The organism is Streptomyces zhihengii, from assembly GCF_016919245.1.
GTDB classification, from domain to species: Bacteria; Actinomycetota; Actinomycetes; order Streptomycetales; family Streptomycetaceae; genus Streptomyces; species Streptomyces zhihengii.
In genome coordinates this window covers 3400640-3424781 of the sequence record NZ_JAFEJA010000001.1, presented here as the reverse complement: position 1 = coordinate 3424781, position 24142 = coordinate 3400640, and the positions used below count along the sequence as shown (strand labels likewise).

At 73.9% G+C, this 24142-nt stretch carries 18 protein-coding genes and 1 riboswitch; of the genes, 9 read left to right on the top strand and 9 right to left on the bottom strand.

Going from position 1 to position 24142, the window contains the following annotated elements; all coding sequences use genetic code 11:
* Positions 1-254 precede the first annotated feature (254 nt).
* Together JE024_RS14165 and JE024_RS14160 are read left to right on the top strand one after the other, a co-directional pair.
* A complete protein-coding gene (locus JE024_RS14165; RefSeq protein WP_205373942.1) occupies positions 255-1871 on the top strand; it encodes a succinic semialdehyde dehydrogenase in 1617 nt (538 codons plus the stop codon).
* A gap of 50 nt (positions 1872-1921) precedes the next feature.
* Complete coding sequence (locus JE024_RS14160) at positions 1922-3811, top strand: GMC family oxidoreductase (protein ID WP_244882848.1); 1890 nt, start codon at positions 1922-1924, stop codon at positions 3809-3811.
* A gap of 933 nt (positions 3812-4744) precedes the next feature.
* Here the strand turns inward: JE024_RS14160 and JE024_RS14155 are convergent.
* Positions 4745-5029, bottom strand: coding sequence for a chorismate mutase (locus JE024_RS14155; protein WP_205373941.1), 285 nt, complete (start codon positions 5027-5029; stop codon positions 4745-4747).
* A 308-nt stretch (positions 5030-5337) separates the two neighbouring features.
* Between JE024_RS14155 and guaA the strand changes: the two genes are divergently transcribed.
* Complete coding sequence (gene guaA, locus JE024_RS14150; protein WP_205373940.1) at positions 5338-6936, top strand: glutamine-hydrolyzing GMP synthase; 1599 nt, start codon at positions 5338-5340, stop codon at positions 6934-6936.
* Between the two features lie 199 nt (positions 6937-7135).
* Positions 7136-7657, top strand: coding sequence for a DoxX family protein (locus JE024_RS14145; protein WP_205373939.1), 522 nt, complete (start codon positions 7136-7138; stop codon positions 7655-7657).
* On the opposite strand, the gene JE024_RS14140 is transcribed toward JE024_RS14145, so the two are convergent.
* Positions 7564-7839, bottom strand: coding sequence for a hypothetical protein (locus tag JE024_RS14140; protein ID WP_244882846.1), 276 nt, complete (start codon positions 7837-7839; stop codon positions 7564-7566). The genes JE024_RS14145 and JE024_RS14140 overlap by 94 nt on opposite strands.
* Positions 7826-9118: a PspC domain-containing protein gene (locus JE024_RS14135; RefSeq protein WP_205373938.1), complete on the bottom strand. Its 1293-nt coding sequence runs from the start codon at positions 9116-9118 to the stop codon at positions 7826-7828. The genes JE024_RS14140 and JE024_RS14135 overlap by 14 nt, the downstream gene beginning before the upstream one ends.
* 267 nt (positions 9119-9385) lie before the next feature.
* Here JE024_RS14135 and JE024_RS14130 point away from each other — a divergent pair, with 267 nt between their 5' ends.
* Both JE024_RS14130 and JE024_RS14125 read left to right on the top strand, forming a co-directional pair.
* Complete coding sequence (locus JE024_RS14130; protein WP_205373937.1) at positions 9386-10663, top strand: ATP-binding protein; 1278 nt, start codon at positions 9386-9388, stop codon at positions 10661-10663.
* Positions 10660-11349: a LuxR C-terminal-related transcriptional regulator gene (locus tag JE024_RS14125; protein ID WP_205373936.1), complete on the top strand. Its 690-nt coding sequence runs from the start codon at positions 10660-10662 to the stop codon at positions 11347-11349. The genes JE024_RS14130 and JE024_RS14125 overlap by 4 nt, the downstream gene beginning before the upstream one ends.
* Before the next feature lie 22 nt (positions 11350-11371).
* Here JE024_RS14125 and JE024_RS14120 read toward each other — a convergent pair whose 3' ends face one another.
* Positions 11372-12436, bottom strand: a complete 1065-nt coding sequence (locus tag JE024_RS14120) for a C40 family peptidase (protein WP_205373935.1) — start codon at positions 12434-12436, stop codon at positions 11372-11374.
* A 366-nt stretch (positions 12437-12802) separates the two neighbouring features.
* Between JE024_RS14120 and JE024_RS14115 the strand changes: the two genes are divergently transcribed.
* Positions 12803-13156, top strand: coding sequence for a hypothetical protein (locus JE024_RS14115; RefSeq protein WP_205373934.1), 354 nt, complete (start codon positions 12803-12805; stop codon positions 13154-13156).
* Between the two features lie 90 nt (positions 13157-13246).
* Here the strand turns inward: JE024_RS14115 and JE024_RS14110 are convergent, their stop codons facing one another.
* Positions 13247-14413 carry a C40 family peptidase gene (locus JE024_RS14110; protein ID WP_205373933.1) on the bottom strand — a complete coding sequence of 389 codons (1167 nt, stop codon included), beginning with the start codon at positions 14411-14413 and terminating at the stop codon, positions 13247-13249.
* A 2-nt stretch (positions 14414-14415) separates the two neighbouring features.
* Positions 14416-14577, bottom strand: a riboswitch (cyclic di-AMP (ydaO/yuaA leader).
* 243 nt (positions 14578-14820) lie between these two features.
* Here JE024_RS14110 and pcrA point away from each other — a divergent pair.
* Positions 14821-17271, top strand: a complete 2451-nt coding sequence (pcrA, locus tag JE024_RS14105; RefSeq protein WP_205373932.1) for a DNA helicase PcrA — start codon at positions 14821-14823, stop codon at positions 17269-17271.
* A 91-nt stretch (positions 17272-17362) separates the two neighbouring features.
* Here the strand turns inward: pcrA and JE024_RS14100 are convergent, their stop codons facing one another.
* Together JE024_RS14100 and JE024_RS14095 are read right to left on the bottom strand one after the other, a co-directional pair.
* Positions 17363-19003, bottom strand: a complete 1641-nt coding sequence (locus JE024_RS14100) for a M23 family metallopeptidase (protein ID WP_205373931.1) — start codon at positions 19001-19003, stop codon at positions 17363-17365.
* A gap of 212 nt (positions 19004-19215) precedes the next feature.
* Positions 19216-20037, bottom strand: coding sequence for an esterase/lipase family protein (locus JE024_RS14095; RefSeq protein ID WP_244883172.1), 822 nt, complete (start codon positions 20035-20037; stop codon positions 19216-19218).
* A gap of 515 nt (positions 20038-20552) precedes the next feature.
* On the opposite strand from JE024_RS14095, the gene icmB reads away from it, so the two are divergent.
* Positions 20553-20960, top strand: a complete 408-nt coding sequence (icmB, locus tag JE024_RS14090) for a coenzyme B12-dependent isobutyryl CoA mutase small subunit (RefSeq protein ID WP_205373930.1) — start codon at positions 20553-20555, stop codon at positions 20958-20960.
* A gap of 162 nt (positions 20961-21122) precedes the next feature.
* Here icmB and JE024_RS14085 read toward each other — a convergent pair whose 3' ends face one another.
* Both JE024_RS14085 and JE024_RS14080 read right to left on the bottom strand, forming a co-directional pair.
* Positions 21123-22745, bottom strand: a complete 1623-nt coding sequence (locus JE024_RS14085) for a DUF5691 domain-containing protein (RefSeq protein ID WP_205373929.1) — start codon at positions 22743-22745, stop codon at positions 21123-21125.
* An 11-nt stretch (positions 22746-22756) separates the two neighbouring features.
* The gene (locus JE024_RS14080) at positions 22757-24124 is read right to left on the bottom strand and encodes an SWIM zinc finger family protein (RefSeq protein WP_205373928.1); all 1368 of its coding nucleotides are present in this window, start codon (positions 24122-24124) and stop codon (positions 22757-22759) included.
* Between the last annotated feature and the right edge of the window lie 18 nt (positions 24125-24142).

Sequence of the window (24142 nt, the reverse complement as noted above, 5' to 3'; positions counted from 1 at the left end):
GGGGCGCCCCATCGGCCGCGCAGTCGGCCGCCCGTCGGCCCCTGCGCGCGGAACGGCCCGTTCCGTGCGACCCGGGAGGCGGGGCGCTCTCCACGCCCGCGCCACGTTCGCGGTGGGGCCTCCGGGCCGTGCGGGGACGACAAGCCGCTGATCAGGGCTTATGTGCCAGTGATCGCTGGCGCGATGGTGAGGGCCCGGTAAAAGCTGTTACCGACGGGTACCCAAAGCGTTGATTGCGGCATACCCTCGCCCCCATGACGGACACGCAGGCCACCGCCACCGCCCTCGGTACCAATCCCATCGCCGCGGCTCCCGCCGGCGCGCGGACCGCCGCCGACGTCGTGACGCCCGATCTGGTCGCCCGGCTGACCAAGGGCGTGGCCGGCTCCGGCCGCACCGTGAACCACGCGCCATTCACCGGCGAGAAGCTGGCGGACCTGCCCGAGTCCACCCCCGAGGACGTGGCCGCCGCCTTCGGGCGCGCCCGGGCCGCCCAGCGGGTGTGGGAGGCCACGCCGGTCCGGGCGCGGGCCGCCGTCCTGCTGCGCTTCCACGACCTGGTGCTGGAGCGCCAGGCCGAGGTGCTCGACCTGATCCAGCTGGAGACGGGCAAGGCGCGGCTGCACGCCCACGAGGAAGTGCTGGCCGTCGCCGTCTCGGCCCGCCACTACGGCCGCAGGGCTCCCGCCTACCTGCGGCCCAAGCACCACACCGGGGTCGTCCCCGTCCTCACCAAGACCACCGAACTGCGCCAGCCGCGCGGGGTCGTGGGCCAGATCGCCCCCTGGAACTACCCGCTGGAGCTGTCCGTCGGCGACGCGCTGCCCGCCTTCGTCTCCGGCAACGCCGTCGTCATGAAGCCCGACACCGAGACCGCGCTGACCGCCCTGTGGGCGCGCGACCTGCTGATCGAGGCGGGCCTGCCGGCCGAGGTGTTCCAGGTCGTCATCGGCGAGGGCCCGGTCGTCGGACCGGAGGTCGTGCGGCACGCCGACTACGTCTCGTTCACCGGGTCCACCCGCACCGGCCGCGAGGTCGCCCAGGGCGCGGCCGCCCGCCTGGTGGGGGTCTCCCTCGAACTCGGCGGCAAGAACGCCATGCTGGTGCTGCGCGACGCCGATGTGGAGAAGGCCGCCGCCGGAGCCGTCCGGGCCTGCTTCTCCTCCGCCGGGCAGCTCTGCATCTCCATCGAGCGGCTCTATGTGCACGAGTCCGTCGCCGACGACTTCGTCGCCCGCTTCGCCGCCCGCACCCGGGCGATGCGCCTCGGCAACTCCCTCGCCTACGGCGCCGACATGGGCTCCCTGGTGGGCGCCCGCCAGCTGGAGACCGTCACCCGGCACGTCGAGGAGGCCGTCGCCAAGGGCGCGACCGTCGTCGCGGGCGGCGTCGCCCGTCCGGACATCGGCCCCTACTTCTTCGAGCCCACCATCCTCGACGGCGTCGAGGCGCCGATGGCGGTCTGCGGCGAGGAGACCTTCGGGCCCGTGGTCGCGATCTACCGCTTCTCCGACGAGGACGAGGTCGTCGAACTGGCCAACGCCACGGCCTACGGCCTCAATTCGAGCGTGTGGACCAAGGACGGCAGGCGGGGCCACGCGGTCGCGGCGAAGCTGCGCACCGGCACCGTCAACATCAACGAGGGCTACGCCCCCGCCTACGGAAGCGTCCAGGCGCCGATGGGCGGTATGAAGGACTCCGGCCTCGGCCGGCGCCACGGCTCCGAGGGAATCCTCAAGTACACCGAGGCGCAGACCGTCGCCCAGCAGCGGCTGATGCCGCTGGCACCGTCGTTCGGCATGGACGACGAGAAGTACGCGAAGCTCATGAGCCTCAGCCTGAAGGCGATGAAGGCCCTGCGCCTGCGCTGAACCGCGCCCGGTCCCACCCGCTTGTGCCCGCCCATCTGACGAGGAGAGCCATGTCCGAGGTACCCCCTGCCCGAAACCAGGACACGGACGACGACGCGTACGACTACGACGTGCTCGTCGTGGGCTCCGGCTTCGGCGGTTCCGTCTCCGCCCTGCGGCTGTCGGAGAAGGGCTACCGGGTCGGTGTGCTGGAGGCCGGGCGGCGCTTCACCCGCGAGTCGCTGCCGAAGAACTCCTGGGACCTGCGCAACTACCTGTGGGCGCCCGCGCTCGGCCTCTTCGGCATCCAGCGCATCCATCTGCTCGGCAATGTGATGGTGCTGGCGGGCGCGGGCGTCGGCGGCGGTTCGCTCAACTACGCCAACACCCTCTACGTGCCGCCCGCGCCGTTCTTCAACGACCCGCAGTGGAAGGACATCACGGACTGGCAGGACGAGCTGGCGCCGTACTACGACCAGGCCCGGCGGATGCTCGGCGTCCGGCTGAACCCGACGATGACGCCGTCGGACGTCCATCTGAAGGCGACCGCCCAGGCGATGGGCGTCGGGGACTCCTTCCACATGGCGCCCGTCGGCGTCTTCTTCGGGGACGGCGACGACGCCGACGGCGCGGCGAGGGCCCGGCCCGGCCAGGAGGTGGCGGACCCGTACTTCGGCGGCGCCGGCCCGGCGCGCAAGGCGTGCACCGAGTGCGGCGAGTGCATGACCGGGTGCCGCCACGGCGCGAAGAACACCCTCAACGAGAACTACCTCTACCTCGCCGAGAAGGCGGGCGCCGAGGTCCACCCGATGACCTCCGTCGTCTCGCTCGCCGAGGACGGCCGCGGCGGCTTCGCGGTGCGCACCCTGCCCAGCGACAAGCGCCGCAAGGGCAGGGGCCGGACGTTCACCGCCCGCCGGGTCGTCGTCGCGGCCGGCACCTACGGGACGCAGACCCTGCTGCACCGGATGAAGGACACCGGACTGCTGCCGCGCCTGTCCGCCCGGCTCGGCGAGCTGACCCGCACCAACTCCGAGGCGCTGGTGGGCGCCCAGACCGACAACCGGCGCTACCGCAGGCGCCACGGCACGGAGAAGGTCGACTTCACCCGCGGGGTCGCGATCACGTCCTCGATCCACCCGGACGCCGACACCCACATCGAGCCCGTCCGGTACGGGCGGGGTTCGAACGCCATGGGCGGCATGACCGTGCTCCAGGTGCCCTACCGGGTCAAGGGCCGGGTGGCGGGCTGGTTCGGCAACATGGCCCGGCACCCCTGGCTCGCCGTCCGCGCGCTGTCCAACCGGCGCTGGTCGGAGCGGACGATCATCGGGCTCGTCATGCAGTCGCTGGACAACTCGCTGACGACGTACCGCAAGCCGAAGGGCCTCGGCAAGGGCCTGCTCACCGCCCGCCAGGGCCACGGCGCGCCCAACCCGACGCAGATCCCCGAGGCCACGCGCGCCGCGACGCTGCTCGCCGAGGAGATCAACGGCTTCCCGGGCTCCAACATCGGCGAAGTGATGGGCACCCCGCTGACCGCGCACTTCCTCGGCGGCTGCCCGATCGGCGCGGACGCGGCGTCGGGTGTCATCGACCCCTACCACCGGCTGTACGGGCACCCGGGGATCACGGTGGTGGACGGCTCGGCCGTCTCCGCCAACCTCGGCGTCAATCCCTCGCTGACGATCACCGCGCAGGCGGAGCGGGCGATGTCCTTCTGGCCGAACAAGGGCGAGGCGGACCCGCGGCCGGAGCAGGGCACGGTGTACGAGCGGCTGGCGCCGGTGACGCCGCGGACGCCCGCGGTCCCGGCGGAGGCCTTCGGGGCGCTGCGGCTGCCGTTCCTCGGCATGCCGGCCGTGCCGCCGAGGAAGGCGGCACAGGCGCAGGCGGGGAGTCCGCTGCCGGAGCCGGTGCAGAAGGAGCCCGCGCGGGAGGCGTCGCAGCGGGAGGCCTGACGGCCGTCCGGCTGCCGTGGCCGGCGAACGGTCCGCGGGGGAGCGGACGGCCCACGGGGGCCGGGGGACGGTCTGGGGCCCTGCGGGCCGCCTCCGTGGCCGGGACGCACGAAGGCCGCTGCACCCCCCTCCGAGTGCAGCGGCCCTGTGGCCTGCGTACGGCCCCGCGCGCGTGGCGTCCAGGAAACCGTTGTTACGCATGCATGACCTGTGGCCAGTGGGAATGGTTGTCCTCCGGAACACGATTCGGCGTGTGACGTGAGTCACTTCCCGGCGGGAGGGGATCCGGGCCGCCGCCGCGGGCCGAAGCGGACAGGGAGAAGGGCCCCGCGGGCAGTGGCCGCGGGGCCCTTCGTCGGCACCGGCGTCAGGGCAGCGCCGGTGCCGCAGCGCGGCGCCGGGGGGTGGCGCCGCGAGGGGCGGGCCGTCTTCCGGGCGGACCGGAAACGCTGCGGAAGCGGCCGATGGTCTGGTGCGGTTGGTCAGGTGCGGTGTCGCGCGGAGCGGGGACGCCGGCGCCGGGACTCGGGGGCAGGGGCGGGGAGCGGGGACTCGGGTCAGGGACCGATGCGGTCGGCGCCGGGCGTCCCCGGGCCGACCGCTCTTGGGGTGACCGGGCTGCTGTCCCCTGCCGACCGGTCACGCGCTGGTGCGAGGTCCCACGGCGCACCGTCCGGTGCGCCACACGCTCCAGCGGAGCCACGCGTGGTTTTCCTGCGGGGCCCGCCCCTGGCTGGCACGGACATCCGGATCAACGAAGACGGGCCCGGCACGTCACGCGCCGTACGGGTGAGGGCGCACCCGAACGCAGGTGCGCGACGTACGCCCTCCCCGCCGTCCCTTCCGCAGTCCCGCCCTGCCAGGTCGTCCCCGGGCGAGCCGTCCCGTCCCGCCCGGCCCTCCTCGGCGAGGCCGCCCGCGGTGCCGGGCCGGTCAGATGCGGCCGCGGCACAGCTCCAGCATCGTCATCGCGAGGGAGGTGCCCGGCTTGCCGAGGGCGTCCCGGTAGTGGGCGAGGACCTCCATCTCGCGGGCCAGGTTCACCCGGCGTCCGCCGGAGGTGATGCGCGCGTCCTGGATGACGGCCGAGACCGCCATGCGTTCCTGGATCAGGCCGATGATCCGGTCGTCGAGCGCGTCGATGCGCTCACGGGCGCCGGTGATCAGCTGGGCCGCTCCGTCGGTGCGGGCGCCGGTCCTGTCGGTTACCTCGGTCACGGGGGTCTCCTCTGTGTCGGGGAGGCGCACCGGACCGGCAGGACCCGGGAAAGCCGAAGCGCCCCGGGCCTTGTCGGCCCGGGGCGCCTGGGAAGTCGCTGTCTGAAGCTAGGCAGCACGACCATGGCAGCCGGACGGGCCGGTGCCATAGGTAAAGACGTGGGTCAGCTGCTGGTGCATGCGGTCAGTATGGCCCCGGCCCCGGGGCGGGCCAAAGCGGGTTCGGATGGTGAGACGAAAAGAGGGCGCGGGACCCCCGGTAGAATCGACAGATACCGACCCTCACTCCCACCGCCGGAAGGCCGCAAGTGTCATCAGCGTCTCCCGCTGCCGCGCCCGCATCCAACCCGGACACCGTCCTCGTTGTCGACTTCGGCGCCCAGTACGCACAGCTCATCGCCCGCCGCGTCCGCGAGGCCCGGGTCTACAGCGAGATCGTCCCGTCCACGATGCCCGTGGAGGAGATGCTGGCCAGGAACCCCCGAGCGATCATCCTGTCCGGCGGCCCGTCGTCGGTGTACGCGGAGGGCGCCCCGCGCCTCGACCGCGCGATCTTCGAGGCCGGTGTCCCGGTCTTCGGCATGTGCTACGGCTTCCAGCTGATGGCGACCACCCTCGGCGGCACCGTCGACAACACCGGCGCCCGTGAGTACGGCCGGACCCCGCTGCACGTCAGCAAGCCCGGCTCCACCCTCTTCGAGGGCACCCCGGCCGAGCAGCCGGTGTGGATGTCGCACGGCGACGCCTGCTCCGCCGCTCCGGAGGGCTTCACCGTCACCGCCTCCACCGACGTGGTCCCGGTCGCCGCGTTCGAGAACGACGAGAAGAAGCTCTACGGCGTCCAGTACCACCCCGAGGTTCTGCACTCCACCCACGGCCAGCAGGTCCTGGAGCACTTCCTCTACCGCGGCGCCGGCATCGAGCCGACCTGGACCACCGGGAACGTCATCGAGGAGCAGGTCGAGGCCATCCGCGCCCAGGTCGGCACCAAGCGCGCCATCTGCGGCCTGTCCGGCGGCGTCGACTCCGCGGTGGCCGCCGCGCTCGTCCAGAAGGCCATCGGCTCCCAGCTCACCTGCGTGTACGTCGACCACGGTCTGATGCGCAAGGGCGAGACCGAGCAGGTCGAGAAGGACTTCGTCGCCTCCACCGGCGTCAACCTCAAGGTCGTCGACGCGCAGGAGCGCTTCCTGGCCGCGCTCGCCGGCGTCTCCGACCCGGAGACCAAGCGCAAGATCATCGGCCGTGAGTTCATCCGGGTCTTCGAGCAGGCGCAGGCCGAGATCGTCGCCGAGGGCGCCGCCGACGGCGAGCAGGTCGCCTTCCTCGTGCAGGGCACCCTCTACCCGGACGTCGTCGAGTCCGGCGGCGGCACCGGCACCGCCAACATCAAGTCCCACCACAACGTCGGCGGTCTGCCCGAGGACCTGGAGTTCGAGCTCGTCGAGCCGCTGCGCCAGCTCTTCAAGGACGAGGTCCGGATGGTCGGCCAGGAGCTCGGCCTGCCCGACGAGATCGTCCAGCGCCAGCCGTTCCCCGGCCCCGGCCTCGGCATCCGGATCGTCGGCGAGGTCACCCGCGAGCGCCTGGACCTGCTGCGGGAGGCCGACGCCATCGCCCGCGAGGAGCTCACCGCGGCCGGTCTGGACCGCGAGATCTGGCAGTGCCCGGTCGTGCTGCTCGCCGATGTGCGCAGCGTCGGCGTCCAGGGCGACGGCCGCACCTACGGCCACCCGATCGTGCTGCGCCCGGTCTCGTCCGAGGACGCCATGACCGCGGACTGGACGCGGATGCCGTACGAGGTGCTGGCCCGCATCTCGACCCGGATCACCAACGAGGTGGCCGATGTGAACCGCGTCGTGCTGGACGTCACCAGCAAGCCGCCGGGCACCATCGAGTGGGAGTGACCTCCTCCCCGCACCCGTGCCGCCGACGCCGCCGCTCCGACTCCCGGAGCGGCGGCGTCGCCGTGTGCCGCCGCCCCCTTCTGCCCCGGCCGCCCCGGCTGTACCGTCCGTGTCACGGAACGTGGCGCACCCCTGGTGAGCGGCGCCGCCTGCCCGTACGTATGGTCGGTTGACGGGTCGACTGAAGGCGGGAACAGCGATGACACACTCGTACCGGACGGCATCGGACGACGGCGTCCCCGGCGGCGGTCCGCGCGGCTGGAAGGCGTGGGCCACGGCGAACGCCCTGCTTCCGCTGCGGCTGTTCCTCGGCATCACCTTCGTCTACGCGGGCATCGACAAGCTGACCGACAGCGCGTTCATGTCGGCGTCCGGCCCCGGTTCCATCGGCGCGCTGATGGAGGGGGTGCGGGACAGCTCCGCCGTGCCCGGTCTGGTCGACCTCGCGCTGAAGAGCCCGGAGGGCTTCGGCTACGCGATCGCCTTCGGTGAACTGGCCGTCGGCATCGGCACCCTCGTCGGGCTGCTGGCCCGGGTGGCCGCGCTCGGCGGCGCGCTGATCTCGCTGAGCCTGTGGCTCACCGTGAGCTGGCAGAGCGACCCGTACTACTACGGCAACGACCTGGCCTATCTGATGGCCTGGCTGCCGCTGGTGCTGGCCGGTGCCGACCGGTTCTCGGCCGACGCCTTCCTGCGGGCCCGGCGGCGCCGCACACCGTAGTGCAGGGACCCCGCGAACCCGGCCAGGCACAGACCGCCGAGGACGACGGGGAGGGCGGTGAACCAGGGCGTGTGCCAGGCGCCCGCGGCGTCGCCCGCGTACAGCGCCGCGCAGGTCAGCACCGACAGCCCGGCGATCAGCCGGCCGGGCCGGAAGCCGTGCAGGAACTCATGGTGCGACACGGTCCACCTCCACCTGTCCGAAGCTCACGTCCAGCTTCAGTTCCAGCCTCCCCGCGGGCTCGGTGCCCTTGGGCGGTGCCAGGGTCTCGCGCACCGTCAGGTCCGGTCCCGCGGCGCCGCCCGCCGTCCCCGGGGGCAGCCGGACGTCCCCGAAGCCGACCTCGGCGTCCAGCACCACCGTGGCGTCGCGGGGCACCACGACCCGGAGCAGGCCGAGGCCGACCTCGGCGCGGGTGGACACCGTGGTGCCGGGCGGCACCTCCACGGCCCCGAGGTCCAGGGTGGCGGAGCCCGAGCCCAGCTCGTGGGAGGGCGCCAGGGCGGCGGCCGACGCGGGCCGCCAGGTCCGTTCGCCGAAGGTGGTGCTGATGTTCTCCGGCAGGGCCGAGGCGCCCGCCAGCAGACAGGCGGTCACCGTGGTCAGCAGGACGGTGCCGAAGCCGGTGCGGCCGACGACGCTGCTCACCACGAGACCGGCGCCGAGCACGGCCAGGGCGGCGACCAGGCCGATCTGGAGGCTGGCGCCCAGCGGCCGGCCGTCCCAGCTGGCCACCGTGCCCACCGCCCCCGCGACGATCGCCAGGGCGACGACCGCGCCGCCGATGCCGCGCCGTCCCCAGGGCTGCGCGGGCGCCGCCGGGCGGCGGCCCCGGTCGCGTGCGCCGGGCCCGGAGGCGACGGCGTCCTCGGGGCCCCACAGGTAGCCGGCCGCCACCGGCCCCGTGGTGCCGTCCTTCAGGATCGGGTCGCGCCACCACGAGGGGGCGTCGGGGGAGGGCGGGGCCTTGGTCTCGGGCGGGGCCTCGGCCACCGTCTGGGCGGTCACCGGGTCCAGCGGGGCGCCGTCCGGCGAGGCGGCCCTGCGGCGCAGCGACCACACGGCGACCCCGGCGCCGGCCAGCGACAGCATGGAAGCGAAGGCGAGCATGTCCGCGTTGCTCAGCGTGGTGAGCAGCAGTCCGCTGCCGAGCAGGGCGAGCAGGACGGCGCTCAGCGCGGCGCGGTCGACCCGCCCGGTCAGCATCCGGCGGAACTCGTTCTCGTCCTCGTCGTCCGCGGGGACCAGCAGCCACGCGAAGCCGTAGAAGATCAGCCCGACGCCGCCGGTCGCGGAGAGCACGGCGACCACGATGCGGAAGATCACCGGGTCCACGTCGCAGTGGCGGCCGAGCCCGCCGCAGACGCCCGCCACCATCTTGGAGCGCGGGGTGCGGCGCAGCGGCTGCTGCCCGTCCGGCTCCTGCGGCGGGAGGGGTGGCGCGGTGGTCGGCTGGCTCATGTGTCCATGGTGACGGCCCGGCGGCCCGGGGGGCAGCCGCCCCGACCCTGGCCGTTCCCTGATATTCGCCCCGGGGCCGCGGGCCCGGCCCCTCGGGCGGCCGCGGCCGGCCGGGGCGGCGGACCCCGGCGCGGGCCCCCGGACGGCGCCTCCGGGCGGCCCCGCCCGGGCACCCGGCGCGGTCCCGGCACCGGACGGGCGGTCTCAGGGTCGGATTAAGGGACTGCCCTGATGTCCGCGCCCCCGCCGCCGTGTGACGATCGGGGCATGCCAGTCGCCACCCGTCCGTCCGAGGCCGAAGAGCCGGCGGTCCGCAAGCTGTACCGCAGCGCCGACGGGCGGCTGCTCGGCGGTGTCGCGCGCGGTCTCGCCGGACATCTGGGACTGCCGGTCATCTGGGTGCGCCTGGTGTTCCTGCTGCTGTTCATGGCGGACGGGCTGGGCGCCCTGCCGTACGCCGTGTTCTGGATCGTCGTCCCGCTCGGCGTCGGCGGGCGCGGGGCGCAGGGCCGCACCCTCTTCGAGGTCTCGCCCGACGGCCGGCGGCGGCTGCGCAAGCCGGACAAGGGCCAACTGCTCGCGCTCGGCGCGCTGTTCGTCGGCGGCGCGATCTTCGTCGACAACCTGGAGCGCAACAGCAGCAACCGCTACGTCGTCCCGATCCTGCTGATCGGCGCGGGCGTGGTACTGGTCTGGCGGCAGGCGGACAACGCCCGCCGGGCGAGCTGGACACCGCCGGCGTCCGGGGCCGGGCCGCGCCGTCTGATCCCGCTGGTGCGGGTCCTCGCCGGTGTCGGTCTCGCGGTGACGGGGCTGACCGTCTTCGTGGTGGTGCGCGGCTCGGCCGCGCAGCTCGGCTCCGTCCTGACCGCCGTGATCGCCGTCGTGGCCGGTGTGGCCCTGCTCGCCGGCCCCTGGCTGGTGCGGATGACCCAGGACCTCTCCGAGGAGCGGACCATGCGCATCCGGGCCCAGGAACGGGCCGAGGTCGCCGCCCATGTGCACGACTCCGTCCTGCACACCCTCACCCTGATCCAGCGCAACGCCGAGGACCCCGGCGAGGTGCGCCGCCTCGCCCGCGCGCAGGAGCGCGAGCTGCGGAACTGGCTCTACCGCCCCGAGGGAACGGGCAAGGACGACGAGGAGGAGCCGGACTCGCTCGCCGAGGCGGTGAAGCGGACCGCCGCCGAGGTCGAGGACAAGCACGGTGTGCCCGTCGAGGTGGTCGTCGTCGGCGACTGCCCGCTGGACGAACGCCTGACGGCACAGATGCAGGCCGCGCGCGAAGCGATGGTCAACGCCGCCAAGTACGGTGGTTCGGGAGGCGCGGTCCAGGTCTTCGCCGAGGTCGAGCCCCGTTCGGTGTTCGTCTCCGTCCGGGACCGGGGGCCGGGATTCGACCTGGACGCGGTGCCCGGTGACAGGATGGGCGTAAGAGAATCGATCATCGGCCGGATGCAGCGCAACGGCGGTACGGCACGGCTCCGCGCGGTGCCCGGCGGGGGGACCGAGGTGGAGCTCGAGATGGAGAGGGCTGACGGATGACCGAGGCTGCTGAAGAGACCGCCGAGCGGCGGGTACGGGTGGTGCTCGTCGACGACCACCGGATGTTCCGCGCGGGGGTGCAGGCGGAGATCGGGCAGACGGCCGCCACCGGCGTCGAGGTGGTCGGCGAGGCCGCCGACGTGGACCAGGCCGTCACCGTCATCACCGCCACCCGTCCCGAGGTCGTGCTGCTGGACGTGCACCTGCCCGGCGGCGGCGGGGTGGAGGTGCTGCGCCGCTGCGCCACGCTGATGGCCGCCGCGCAGCACCCGGTGCGCTTCCTCGCGCTCTCCGTGTCCGACGCGGCGGAGGACGTGATCGGCGTGATCCGCGGCGGCGCCCGCGGCTATGTCACCAAGACCATCACGGGCACCGACCTGGTGGACTCGATCTTCCGGGTGCAGGAGGGCGACGCCGTCTTCTCGCCGCGGCTGGCCGGCTTCGTGCTGGACGCCTTCGCGTCCACCGACGCGGTGCCGGTGGACGAGGACCTGGACCGGCTGACCCAGCGCGAGCGGGAGGTGCTGCGGCTCATCGCCCGCGGCTACGCCTACAAGGAGATCGCCAAGCAGCTCTTCATCTCGGTGAAGACGGTCGAGTCCCATGTCTCGGCGGTGCTGCGGAAGTTGCAGCTCTCCAACCGCCATGAGCTGACCCGCTGGGCGACGGCGCGGCGGCTCGTCTGAGGGACGCCCCCGCCGGGGCCGCTCAGCCGACGCGGGTGGCACCGGCGAACGGCATCTCGTCGATCGGCGCGATCCGCACGGGCGCGCCCGGCCGCGGCGCGTGGATCATCCGTCCGTCGCCGATGTAGAGGCCGACATGGGTGACGCCCGAGTAGAAGAACACCAGGTCGCCGGGGGCGAGTTGGGAGCGGGGCACCCGCCGGCCGGCGTCGATCTGGGTGTAGGTGGTGCGCGGCAGCGAGACTCCGGCGGCCTTCCACGCGGCCTGGGTCAGCCCGGAGCAGTCGTACGAGCCCGGGCCGGTGGCGCCCCAGACGTAGGGCTTGCCGAGGGCGCCGTAGGCGTAGGCGACGGCCTGCGCCGCGCGGCTGCCCGGCGCGGCGGCGGGGCCCCCGTCCCGGCCCGAGCGGTCGGCGCGGGCCGGTTCGGCCGTGCCGCGCTCGTACGCCGCGCGCTGCTCGGCGGTGAGCCGGGCCAGCAGGCGCTCGGCCGCGGCGAGCCGGTCCCGCACGGTGGTCTTGTGGCGCAGGAGCTCGCGCCGGCGTTCTTCCAGCTCCGCGACCCGCTTGCCCCCCTCGGCGCGGAGCCCGGCGATGCCGGCGATCCGGCGCCGGACGTCCGCGACCGCCCGGGCCTGCCGGTCGCCGACCCGCTCGGCCAGCGCGGCCTGCTCCAGGTAGGCGTCGGGGGACGAGGTCAGCGCGAGCCGCAGCCCCGGGTCCATGCCGCCCGCGCGGTACTGGGCCGTCGCGAAGGAACCGAGGGCGGCGCGGGAGGCGCTCAGCTGCTCGGTGCTGCGGGCCGCCCGGTCGCGGAGCGCGTCGAGCGCCTCCCGGGCCGTGTCCGAGCGCTCCTTCGCGCCGTTGTACTTCTCGGTGGCCGCCTCGGCCTGCTGGTACAGGGCGTCGACGCGGGCCTTGATCTGCGCGGGGGTGAGGTGCGGCTCGGCGTGGGCGAGGCCGCCCGCCGCGCCGGCGGCCGCTCCCGCGAGGGCCAGGGTGGCCGCGGTGCGGGCGGCCGGTCCGGCGAGCGGATTCCGCTGGGGTTTTCGGTGGGGGCTGCGGTGCGGTTTCCGGTGCGCTGCCACGGTGGCGCCGTTCCTTCCGTCGTCCGTCCGCCGGTCCCGCGGCCCGGCGGCACGCCGCACGGGGGAGCGGGCATGCCGCCGGACCTTCGGCGGGGGTGGCCGTGCCGCCCGGCTGCACGGCGGCGGTGGGAGCGGCCACCTGGTGCGAGACGCTAGCCCCGGCCGTTACCGGAGCGAGACATGAGGAACACAACTGCCCGAATGTGCTCGTAGCTGCCCGTTTCCTGACGTTCTGCCGTCTGCCGGGGGCATCGGTCCGCCCCCTGTCCTGACCGATGTCCGCCGACGGCGGCCGGGCCGCCCGCCCGTGCGGTAAGAGGGCCCCGGCCGCCGGACCGCCGTCGGGGGCCGCATAGGCTCCGCCGCATGGACGTACTCATCAATGTCTTCGTGGCCCTGCACATCATCGGCATCGCCTCACTGCTGGGTGGCTTCCTCACCCAGATGAAGGCGATGGGCGCGGGGACGGCCCGCTTCGTCCCCGCGATGCTGCACGGCGCGCTGACGATGCTGGTCACCGGCGTCGCGCTGGTGGGCCTCAACCAGGCCGACGACCAGACGGTGAACAACCTCAAGATCGGCATCAAGCTCGCGGTGCTGGTGGTGATCCTCGGCCTGGTCTACGTCAAGCGGGACGAGGAGCGCGTCGACAAGGCCGTCTTCGGAGCCGTCGGCGGGCTGACGGTCGCCAACATCTTCATCGCGACGCTCTGGACCTGATCCCGGGGAACCGCCTCGCGCACAGGGGGCGGCGGCGGCCGGTGATGCCGCCGCCGCCCCCTTCCGTCGGGCGCCCGGTCCGCTCCGGGGTCAGACCGGGCGGACGCTGCCGTAGATCGGCATGTAGTAGATCGACTCCTCGCGGACGTTCGCCCCCGGCTTCGGGGCGTGGATCATCATGCCGTCGCCGATGTAGATGCCGACATGGCTGATGTCGTCGTAGAAGAAGACGAGGTCACCGGGGAGCAGATCGGCCGTCGCCACCCGCTTGCCGACCTCCACCTGGTCCCAGGTGGTGCGCGGCAGGTCGACGCCGGCCGCCTTCCAGGCCGCCTGCGTCAGCCCGGAGCAGTCGTAGGAGCTCGGCCCGGTCGCACCCCAGACGTAGGGCTTGCCGATCTGGGCGCGGGCGAAGGCGAGCACCTTGTCGGCCTTGGCCGTGTAGTTGCCGTCGGTCGTGCCGCCGGTACCGCCGGAAGGCGGCGGCTGCTCCTGCTGCTGCCGCTCCCTCTCCTGGCGGGCCGCCTCGGCCTCCGCCGCAGCGCGGGCCTCGGCCTCCGCCTTGGCCTTCTCCTCCGCCTTCCGCCGGGCCTCCTCCTCCTTCTTGCGCTCGGCGGCGGCGAGCCGGGCCTTCTCCTCGGCCGTCAGCCGGTCGAGCAGCGTGCGGGCCTCGGTGAGCTTGGTCTGCACGGTCTGCTTGCTCGTGCGCAGCGCCTGCTGGGACTCGGTGAGCGCCTGGAGCTTCCTGCCCGCCTCCGCGCGCTGCACGGCCGCCGCGGCGCGCTCGTCCTCGTAGTCCTTGACCGCCGTCCGCTGCTGGTCGGTCATGCGGTTCATGAGCTGCGACTGGTCGAAGTACGCCTGCGGGCTGTCCGCGAACATCAGCGCGGCGGTCGGGGTGACCGCGCCCGTGCGGTACTGGGCGGCGGCGAACGTGCCGAGCGCCCGGCGGGACTCGTTGAGCTGCTCGGCGCGGGTGGCCGCCTCGTCGAGCAGGGTGTCGACCTCACGCCGCTGCTCGGCCGTGGACTCCTTGGCCTTGTTGTACTCCTGGGTCGCGCTGCCGGCCTGGCGGTAGAGGTCGTCGACCTTCTTCTGCACCTCCTCGATGGAGGGCTTGGGGTCGTTCGGCGAGGCGGTGGCGCTCTGCGTCGACAGGAGGGTGACGCCCGCGAGGGCGGCCGTCGTGAACCCGACGGCGGGGGAGGTCCTGGTGCTGCGACTGCGGATCCTGCGATGCGACGCCAAGGCCGGCATCTCCTTCTTCCGTGGACCGCCTACCGGGTTAGCTGTCGGGTTCGGGCGAACGGAAGGTGCCCTACGGGCCGTGCGGACACGGCCCGATTCACCCCGGTGCTGCTTGAGTGGGTCCCCGGTTCCGAACTGCCCAGCGGTCAGCACGGATTCGGCGCAGTCGACCCGTTCGGCGCGGTTCGCCGGGAGGGGTGCGGGCCGTCTGGTCGAGCACGCTAGCCAACTCGTGCGGGTGCTGTGAAGGTTGATGTTCGATATGTCCGATACATTTTCGTGACCTTCTTCACCGGCGACGCGGCGATGGCGTCCCGGATCCGCCCGGTCACACACCGTGTCCCGTCCCCTGCTCCGGGGGCGGGTCCGCCGATGCGGCCCGGAGTGTCGGTGGGGCCGCCTAGACTCGGTAGGCGATGAGCAGCCTCTTTGACGACAGCTTCCTGGCCGGCCTCCAGTCCCCCGAGGGGGAGCCCCACCAGGAGGAGCAGCCCCCGCCGCCCGAGGAGCACGCACCGGAGCCGATCCCGGACGACCTCTTCCAGGGCGGCTACGACGTGCCCCCGGCCCGCGAGGGCTACTACCGCGACGGCCACCCGCGCCCCGTGGCGGATCCGGCCGCCCTGCTCGACGGGCTGAACGAACAGCAGTCGGCCGCGGTCGTCCACACCGGCTCCCCGCTGCTCATCGTCGCCGGCGCGGGCTCCGGCAAGACCAGGGTGCTGACCCACCGCATCGCCCATCTGCTGGGCACCCGGCACGTCCACCCCGGCCAGATACTGGCGATCACCTTCACCAACAAGGCCGCCGGGGAGATGAAGGAGCGGGTCGAGCAGCTCGTCGGCCCCCGGGCGAACGCCATGTGGGTCATGACGTTCCACAGCGCCTGTGTGCGCATCCTGCGCCGCGAGTCGAAGAGGCTCGGCTTCACCTCGTCGTTCTCGATCTACGACGCCGCCGACTCCAAGCGCCTGATGGCGCTGGTCTGCCGCGACCTGGACCTCGACCCGAAGAAGTTCCCGCCGAAGTCGTTCAGCGCCAAGATCTCCAACCTGAAGAACGAGCTGATCGACGAGGAGACCTTCGCCGACCAGGCGGCCGACGGCTTCGAGAAGACGCTGGCCGAGGCGTACCGGATGTACCAGTCGCGGCTGCGCGAGGCCAACGCGCTGGACTTCGACGACATCATCATGACGACGGTCCACCTGCTCCAGGCCTTCCCCGACGTGGCCGAGCACTACCGCCGCCGCTTCCGGCACGTCATGGTCGACGAGTACCAGGACACCAACCACGCCCAGTACACGCTCGTGCGCGAGCTGGTCGGCACCGGCTACGAGGACCTGGGGCCGGCCGAGCTGTGCGTCGTCGGCGACGCCGACCAGTCGATCTACGCCTTCCGCGGCGCGACCATCCGCAACATCCTCCAGTTCGAGGAGGACTACCCGGACGCGACCACGATCCTGCTGGAGCAGAACTACCGCTCCACCCAGACGATCCTCTCCGCCGCCAACGCCGTCATCGAGCGCAACGAGTCCCGCCGCCCGAAGAACCTGTGGACCAACGCGGGCGAGGGCGCCCGGATCACCGGCTACGTCGCGGACACCGAGCACGACGAGGCGCAGTTCGTCGCCGACGAGATCGACCGGCTCACGGACGCGGGCGACGCCCGCGCCGGGGACGTCGCCGTCTTCTACCGGACGAACGCGCAGTCCCGTGTCTTCGAGGAGATCTTCATCCGCGTCGGCCTGCCCTACAAGGTCGTCGGCGGCGTGCGCTTCTACGAGCGCAAGGAGGTCCGCGACGTGCTGGCCTATCTGCGGGTGCTCGCCAACCCCGAGGACAACGTGCCGCTGCGCCGCATCCTCAACGTGCCCAAGCGCGGCATCGGCGAGCGGGCCGAGGCGATGGTCGACGCCCTGGCGCAGCGTGAGCGGATCACCTTCCCGCAGGCGCTCAAGCGGGTCGACGAGGCCTACGGCATGGCCGCCCGGTCGGCCAACGCGGTCAAGCGGTTCAACGTGCTCATGGAGGAGCTGCGGACCATCGCCGAGTCCGGCGCCGGTCCCGCCGTCGTGCTGGAGGCCGTCCTGGAGCGGACGGGCTACCTCGCCGAACTCCAGGCGTCCACCGACCCGCAGGACGAGACGCGCATCGAGAACCTCCAGGAACTGGCGGCCGTGGCGCTGGAGTTCGAGCAGGACCGCTCCGAGGAGGAGGGCGCCGGCACGCTGGCGGAGTTCCTGGAGCAGGTCGCGCTGGTGGCGGACTCCGACCAGATCCCCGACGACGAGGCGGAGGGCACCGGCGTCATCACGCTGATGACCCTGCACACCGCGAAGGGGCTGGAGTTCCCGGTGGTCTTCCTGACCGGCATGGAGGACGGCGTCTTCCCGCACATGCGGGCGCTGGGCCAGACCAAGGAGCTGGAGGAGGAGCGCCGGCTGGCGTACGTGGGCATCACCCGGGCCCGGGAGCGCCTGTACCTGACGCGTTCGTCGATGCGCAGCGCCTGGGGGCAGCCCTCGTACAACCCGCCGTCGCGCTTCCTGGAGGAGATCCCGGTCGCGCACCTGGACTGGCGGCGCACCGGCCCCATGGCCGCGCCCGCCGGGCCGACGTCCGGGATCACCTCGTCGCTGTCGTCGTCCCGCTCCCGCGCGGGGGCGTCCGGCTTCGCGACCCGGCGCACCAACGACAAGCCCGTGATCGCCCTGTCGGTGGGGGACCGGGTCACCCATGACCAGTTCGGTCTCGGGACGGTCGTGGGCGTGACGGGCTCCGGCTCGGAGGCCCAGGCGACGATCGACTTCGGCGACGAGAAGCCGAAGAGGCTGCTGCTGCGGTACGCGCCGGTCGAGAAGCTCTGACCGATCCCCCTCCCGGGGACGCGAGAAGGGGGCCGCGTAGCGGCCCCCTTTCCGGTGTGCGCAGGTCCGGCCGGGGCCGGTGCGCCGAGATCTACGTGGGGTCGAGGCCGTGGCTGCGCAGCCAGGCCAGCGGGTCGATCGCCGCGCCGCCACCGGGGCGCACCTCGAAGTGCAGGTGCGGGCCGGTGGAGTTGCCGGTGTCGCCCGAGTAGGCGATCACGTCGCCCGCCTTGACCGAGCCGCTGCGGATCTTGGCCGAGCTGAGGTGGCAGTACCAGGTCTCGGTGCCGTCGGCGGCGGTCACGATGACCATGTTGCCGTAGGCGCCGTTCCACTGGGTGCGCACGGTGCCGTCGGTGGCGGCCAGGACCTCGGTGCCCTGCATCACGGGGAAGTCGATACCGCTGTGCAGCGACATCCAGTTGACGCCGGACTGGCCGTAGTAGGCGCTCAGGCCCGTCCGCTTGACCGGGAGCGAGAACTTCGGTCGCAGCGCCTCGCGGCGGGCCGCCTCCTCCTCGCGCTTCTTCTTCTCCGCCGCCTGGCGTTCCTTGAGGTCGATGCGCTCCTGGGTGCGCGAGGCGCGGTCACCGAAGTCGCGGGCGTCGGCGCTCAGGGCGGCGAGCTGGGTGTCCATCTCGTTGTTGACGGCGACCGGCTTCACGGAGGCCGGGTCCGCGGCGGCGAGGTTGGCCGTGTCGTCCTTCTTCTCGACGGCGCCGATGTCGCCGACCGAGGCGGCCGCGATGCCGGCGACGCCCATCACGCAGGCGGAGGGCACGGCGACGGTGAGGAGGGCCGAGCGCTTGGCGGGCGTGCGGCGCCTGCCGCGGCTGCCGCCGGCGCGGCGGACCGGGCGGGGGGTGACCGGCACCGCCGTCATCGTCTGGGTCAGCGCGCTGTGCTGGTCGGGCTCGTCGTCCACGGCGCCGTCGTCGGCGGGGTGGGCGTGGCCGGCCGGCTCGTCGTCCGGATGCTCCCCGCCGGGGGCGGCCTCGTCGTAGGCGGCCGTGTCGTACGCGGACTCGTGGCCGAGGTCCTCGTACCGCGCCGCGTCGTACCCGGTGTGGTCGTGGTCCGGCAGGGCGGCGGATTCGTCGCCGTGCTGCGGGAGGTCGTGCTGCGGGAGGTCGTGCGTCTGCTGCCCGTAGTCCTGGGCCTGCGCGTAGTCGGTGGTCTGCCCGTAGTCCGTGCCGGTGAGGTGGCCGGCGTCGGCGGAGTACGCGGTGTGCTGGTACTCGGCTTCCCGGTACTCGGCTTCCTGGTACTCGGTGTAGGCGCCGGTGTCGTAGCCGGGGGCCGGGGCGAACTCCTGCTCCGGGGCGAACTGTTGCGGTACGAGACCCTCCGGGGTGCCCGTGCCATGGTTCCACGCGGTGGCGTCGAAGGCGCCGGTGTCGACGGAGGGGGATGCCCACTGCCCCGTCGTGTCGTACGCGAAGGTGGCGGCGGCGGTCTCGTAGCCGCCCGTCTCGCCGGCCTGGTTCCAGGCGCTCGCGTCCCACTGGCCGGTGGTGTCGTACTGCGCGTACTGCTGGTCGTACGAGGGCTGTTGGGCCGACGCGTAGGCGTCGTAGCCGGCGGTCGGGGCGGACGCGTCCCAGGCGGAGGCGTCGTACTGGCCGCTGTGGCCCGCTTCGTGGGCGCCCGGCATGGTGCCGAAGAGCGGATCCGAATCGAAGCTGCCGGTGGCGTAGCCGGCGTACCCGGCGTGGGCGTGCTGGTCGTTCACCAACTTCTCTCTCGCCTCGGCAGCAGGACCTGCGTCCGGAGCCGTGTGGAGAGGGGCCCCGGGGGGAAGCAGTGGCGTGACTGTACCCGGCGGTATGCGATGGCGACAATCTTCGTCGGCATCTCCGCTGTCAGGAAACGGGCATTCGGCCGTCTTTCGGCGGCGAGCGTGCCGAGCTTTGGCCCTACGTTCGACAACTGTTCGAAAAGCGGTCAGGCGACGGCCTCCACCGGACCCGTGGCACGCGGCCCGGGAGCGAGCGCCTCCCGGATGCCGGCGGCGACCGCGGGGTGAACGGGCAGTGCGAGATGGCCGATCCCGCTGACCGGCACGTTCTCCGCCAGCAGGTCGGGGTGGTCCAGGCGGGCGCTCTCCACCGGCACCATGATCCGGTCCAGATCGCTCCAGAAGCTGACGAACCGGGTCCGGCAGCCCGGGGCCGGAGCGCGCAGTTCCTCGATCACCGAGGAGCCCGGCCGCATCTGGCGCACGATCGGATGCACGCCCGCGAGCGGCGCCACCGACGTGCCCGCGTGCGGCGTCCCGAGGGTCACCAGGGTGCGCACCCGCCGGTCGCCGCCGAGGCGCTGCACGTAGTAACGGGCGATGAGGCCGCCCAGGCTGTGCCCGACGATGTCCACCTCGGCGCGCCCGGTGCGGGCGCAGACCTCCTCCACATGGCGGCCCAGCAGATCGGCCGCGGCACGGATGTCGCAGGTGAGAGGGGAGTAGTTGAGGCAGGCCACCTGGTGGGGGCCGTGCTGGGCGAGTGCCCGGCGCAGCAGGACGAACACCGAGCGGTTGTCGGCGAAGCCGTGCAGCAGCACGGTCGGGACGGTGTCCCCGGCGGGCAGCCGGGGCGTGCCGCCCCGCGGCCGCCCGGCCCGGCGCGGCACGGGGCGCTCGGGCACCACACCCGTCGGGTAGAGCACCAGATGCCCGGCGAGGATCACCAGCTCCAGCGCCGTCGCCCGGACCAGGGCGGAAGAAGGGGCGCGGTACCGGCGCAGCTCGTCCAGGCAGCGCACCGTCAGGCGGGCGGCGAGCCGTGTCACCCGTGGCCCGAGCGGTGCCACGAGGGGCGGTGCGAGAGGTCCGAGGGGCGAGGGCAGTTGCAGAGGCTTCACAGCGACCTCCCGGCCGGCGCGGCTCGTCCGGGCGCCGTGCCCCGCGGCGGGGCGACCGCGGGGTGCGCCCTCGGCGGGGCGCGCTCAGCGGGTGCGCGCGGTGCGTCGGTGGTCCGCGACGGGCCGTACCACCGAGCCGTGCGGCTGTCGGCTCGGTGGTACGGCCACCCGTGTGGACCTGCGGCGGCTCCCGTGGCGGTGCTGAACGGGTGCCGCGCGCCGGGGGGCCCGCGCGGTGCCTGGTGCCGGTGCGACGCTCACGAAAAATGTCCCACGTGTGATTTCCCCCTCCCCGAGTCCCGTGAAACGGCGGCTTGCGGGATGCTGGACAACGGCAGATAACGTTCGTTCACTCCGTGCGCCGCACCCCTGGCGCGCGGCAGCCCCGTGCCAAGGCGGCGCATCGGTAGGTGGAGGCAGTGATGGGTGTGACGGGTCCGATCCGTGTAGTGGTCGCCAAGCCGGGGCTCGACGGCCACGACCGGGGCGCCAAGGTGATCGCGCGGGCGCTGCGGGACGCGGGTATGGAGGTCATCTACACCGGGCTGCACCAGACGCCCGAGCAGATCGTGGACACCGCCATCCAGGAGGACGCGGACGCGATCGGCCTGTCGATCCTCTCCGGCGCGCACAACACCCTCTTCGCCAAGGTGATCGAGCTGCTGAAGGACCGTGAGGCGGAGGACATCAAGGTCTTCGGCGGCGGCATCATCCCCGAGGCGGACATCCCCCCGCTCAAGGAGCTGGGCGTCGCGGAGATCTTCACGCCCGGGGCGACGACGACGGCCATCGTGGACTGGGTGAACGCGAACGTGCGCGTCGCGGCCTGATCCGAGGGTCACGTGAGGGCCGGCGCCCCGTGCGCCGGCCTCCGGCCCCGGCTGACGGGCGCGCGCCCGGGGGCGTCGGGCGGGTTCCGCGCACAGGCGGGGCGTCGGGCGGGTTCCGCGTGCAGGCGGGGCATCGGGAGAGTTCCGCGCACAGGCGGGGCGTCAGGCGAGTTCCGCGTGCATGGTGGCGCGCAGGCGGAGGGTGGAGACGAGGCGCTGGAACGCCTCGGACCAGTAGCCGCCCGCTCCCGGTGAGGCGTCCTCCGGCTCGTCGGGGGTCGCGGTGAGTATCTCCAGGCGGGCGGCCTCCGAGGGGTCGAGGCAGCGTTCCGCGAGGCCCATCACCCCGCTGAAGCTCCACGGGTAGCTGCCGGCGTCCCGGGCGATGTCCAGGGCGTCGACGACGGCCCTGCCCAGCGGCTCCGCCCAGGGCACCGCGCAGACGCCGAGCAGCTGGAAGGCCTCCGACAGGCCGTGCGCGGCGATGAAATCGGCCACCCAGCACGCCCGTTCCGCGTCGGGCAGGGTCGCGAGGAGCTTCGAGCGCTCGGCCGGGGACGTGGTGCCGGGGCCGGTCGACGGCGGGGCCGAGGGCGATCCGAGCAGGGCCCGGGACCACGGGGCGTCGTGCTGGCGCACGGCGGCCCTGCACCAGGCGGCGTGCAGTTCGTCGGCCCAGTCGTCCGAGACGGGCAGCGCCACGATGTCGTGGGGGCTGCGCCCGCCGAGGCGGGCCGGCCAGGTGGACAGCGGCGCGGCCTCCACGAGCTGGCCGAACCACCAGGACCGCTCGCCGCGCCCCGACGGGGCGGTGGGCACGACCCCGTCGCGCTGCATCAGGGCGTCGCACTCGTGGGGCGCCTCGACCGCGATCACCGGACCTGCGCCGCCGCTGTGGTCGAGTGCGACGCAGGTGGCGGCGCGGGCGGCCATCCGCGCGGCGAGCGCGGACCGGGGGAGCGCGGACAGCAATTCGGCCGCCGTCGCGCGGACGTTGCGGCTGCGGTCGGCCAGGGCCTGCTCCAGGAAGGGCTCGTCGGCACCGGTCAGACCCGTGCGCAGGGAGTCGAGGAACATCAGCCGGTCCTCCGCCCGTTCCGTCGGCCAGGTGGAGGCGAGCAGGGCGCGGGCGGACTCCGCGTCATGGGCCCGCAGCGCGGAGAGCAGCGCCACCCGCTCGGCGAACAGCCCCTCCTCCCACAGGCGCCGTACCGCGGTGCCGTCGTCCGGGGACGGCACGGCGGTGCTCCCGGAGCCGCCGCGCAGCGCGAACCTCCACTCCGGGTTGAGCCGGGCGAGCCACAGGCCGCGCGGGCCGGCGAAGGCGAGGGCCAGGGGCCTCAGGTCGGTACGGGCGCGGGCGGCGTCCAGCAGGGCGGGCAGCGCGGGGGCCGGGGCCCGGTAGCCGCGCTCGCCGGCCGCGGCCAGCCACTGGGGGAGCAGCTCGGTGAGGTCGGGGGCGGTGCCCCGGCGGCCGCCCGCGCCCGCCGCGCCCGCGCGGTCGGCCAGCAACTGGGCGAGTCTGCGCCGGGCCGCCGCGGGCGGCTCCGGACGGGGATCGTGCGGCGCCGCGGCGGGCCGGTCCGCCGGGGCGGCTGCGGGCCGCAGGCCGGCCCGGCGGCGCAGCGTCTCCACGGCCGCGGCGTCGAGCAGCGCGAGGGGCGGCTCCTTGCCGGGCGGCACCGACTCCGGGGACGGGGGCCGCCGGTCGGTGCCGAGCAGGGCGGAGGTGACGAGCTCCTCCCACGGCGTCGCCGTGCCGGAGGGGTGGGTGCGGGTGGTCATCGCGGCCTCCTTCAGATCAGCGGGACCGTCTCGGACGGATCGTCGGACCAGGCCGTCAGCGGCACGAAGCCCTGGTGGCCGAACTCGCCGAAGACGGTGACGGGCCGCCCGCCCGCGAGGGCGACGAGCCGCCACAGCCCCGGCCGTGACACCACGGCGGGAGCGACGGGCAGCGCGTCGTCGCCGTCGGCGTCGGCGAGCTGCCAGCCGTCGCCGGCCGGGACGGGGACGACGCCGGAGAGGGTGACGGGCAGGGCCTCCAGCCACGGGTCGTCGCGCAGCGCCCTGGCGTAGAGCCCGGTGGCGCCGGCGCAGTCCGTGCCCTTCGGCGGCGCGTCGATCGGCACCGGCACGCTCAGCAGGTCGCCGATCTCCGCCCGGAGCTGTCCGGCGCCGCCGTGGGAGGTGACGTCGGCCTGTGCCATCAGGCCCACCGGGAGCGCCAGTTGCGGGCTGCGTCCGGCGGCGCCGAACGACAGCAGCAGGGCGCTGCGCCCGGTGTCGCGGCCGTGCAGCCAGATGCGGCGGGTGATGAGCCTGCCGTCGGAGGTGTCGTCCTGCGACAGGATCAGCCAGTGGTCGCGGACGGTGGCGCCGTCGGCGACCGAGGGGAGGCCCACCCTGGTGCGCACGGTGACGGCCAGCGGCTCGGGCAGCCGGTCGCGGCCGAGCCACGCGGTGTCCAGGAGATGGAGGAGCGCGCATTCCTCCAGCAGCCGCGGCGGCCAGCCCGCACCCGACCCCGGGACGGCGCCGAGCTCCCTCACCCGGGAGGCGAGGCCGGGGGCCTGCGCGTCGACCATCCGGGCGGCCGTCTCCTCCCACAGCCCGTACCCGGAGCGGCCGGCCGCGGCGAGGCCGCCGCGGAGCAGATCGGCGAGCCGCTGCTCCAGTTCGGTGGCGCCCGCGGTGATCCGCGCGGCCCTGCGCTCGGCCCGCTTCCTGGCCGCCTCCGTGTCCCCGCCCGCCCGGGCCGCGCCGGTCCGTGCCGCCGGCCGTCCGGCGGCGGCGCGCTCGCGCCGGGCGGTCAGCCACGGGGCCGCCCAGTCGGGGACGGCGGCGCCGCCCGCCGCCGTGCTGTCCCGGGACCACAGCAGGAGCAGCCCCAGGGCGTGCTTGCAGGGGAACTTCCGGCTCGGGCAACTGCACGTGTACGCGGGCCCGGTGAGATCCACGACCGTCCGGTACGGGCTGCCGCCGCTGCCCTTGCACAGCCCCCAGACCGCCCCCGCGCCGTCCGAGCCCGTGGCCGACCACGGCCCGGCGGTGGAGAGCCGGGCCCCCGCCTTGCGTGACGCGTCGTCAGGTGCCAGTGACAGCACCTGTTCCGGTGTCCAGCGCTCCCCCGTGTCCGCGGGGTCCCCGTCGAGTCGCAGCATGGGAACGACGCTAGGCCC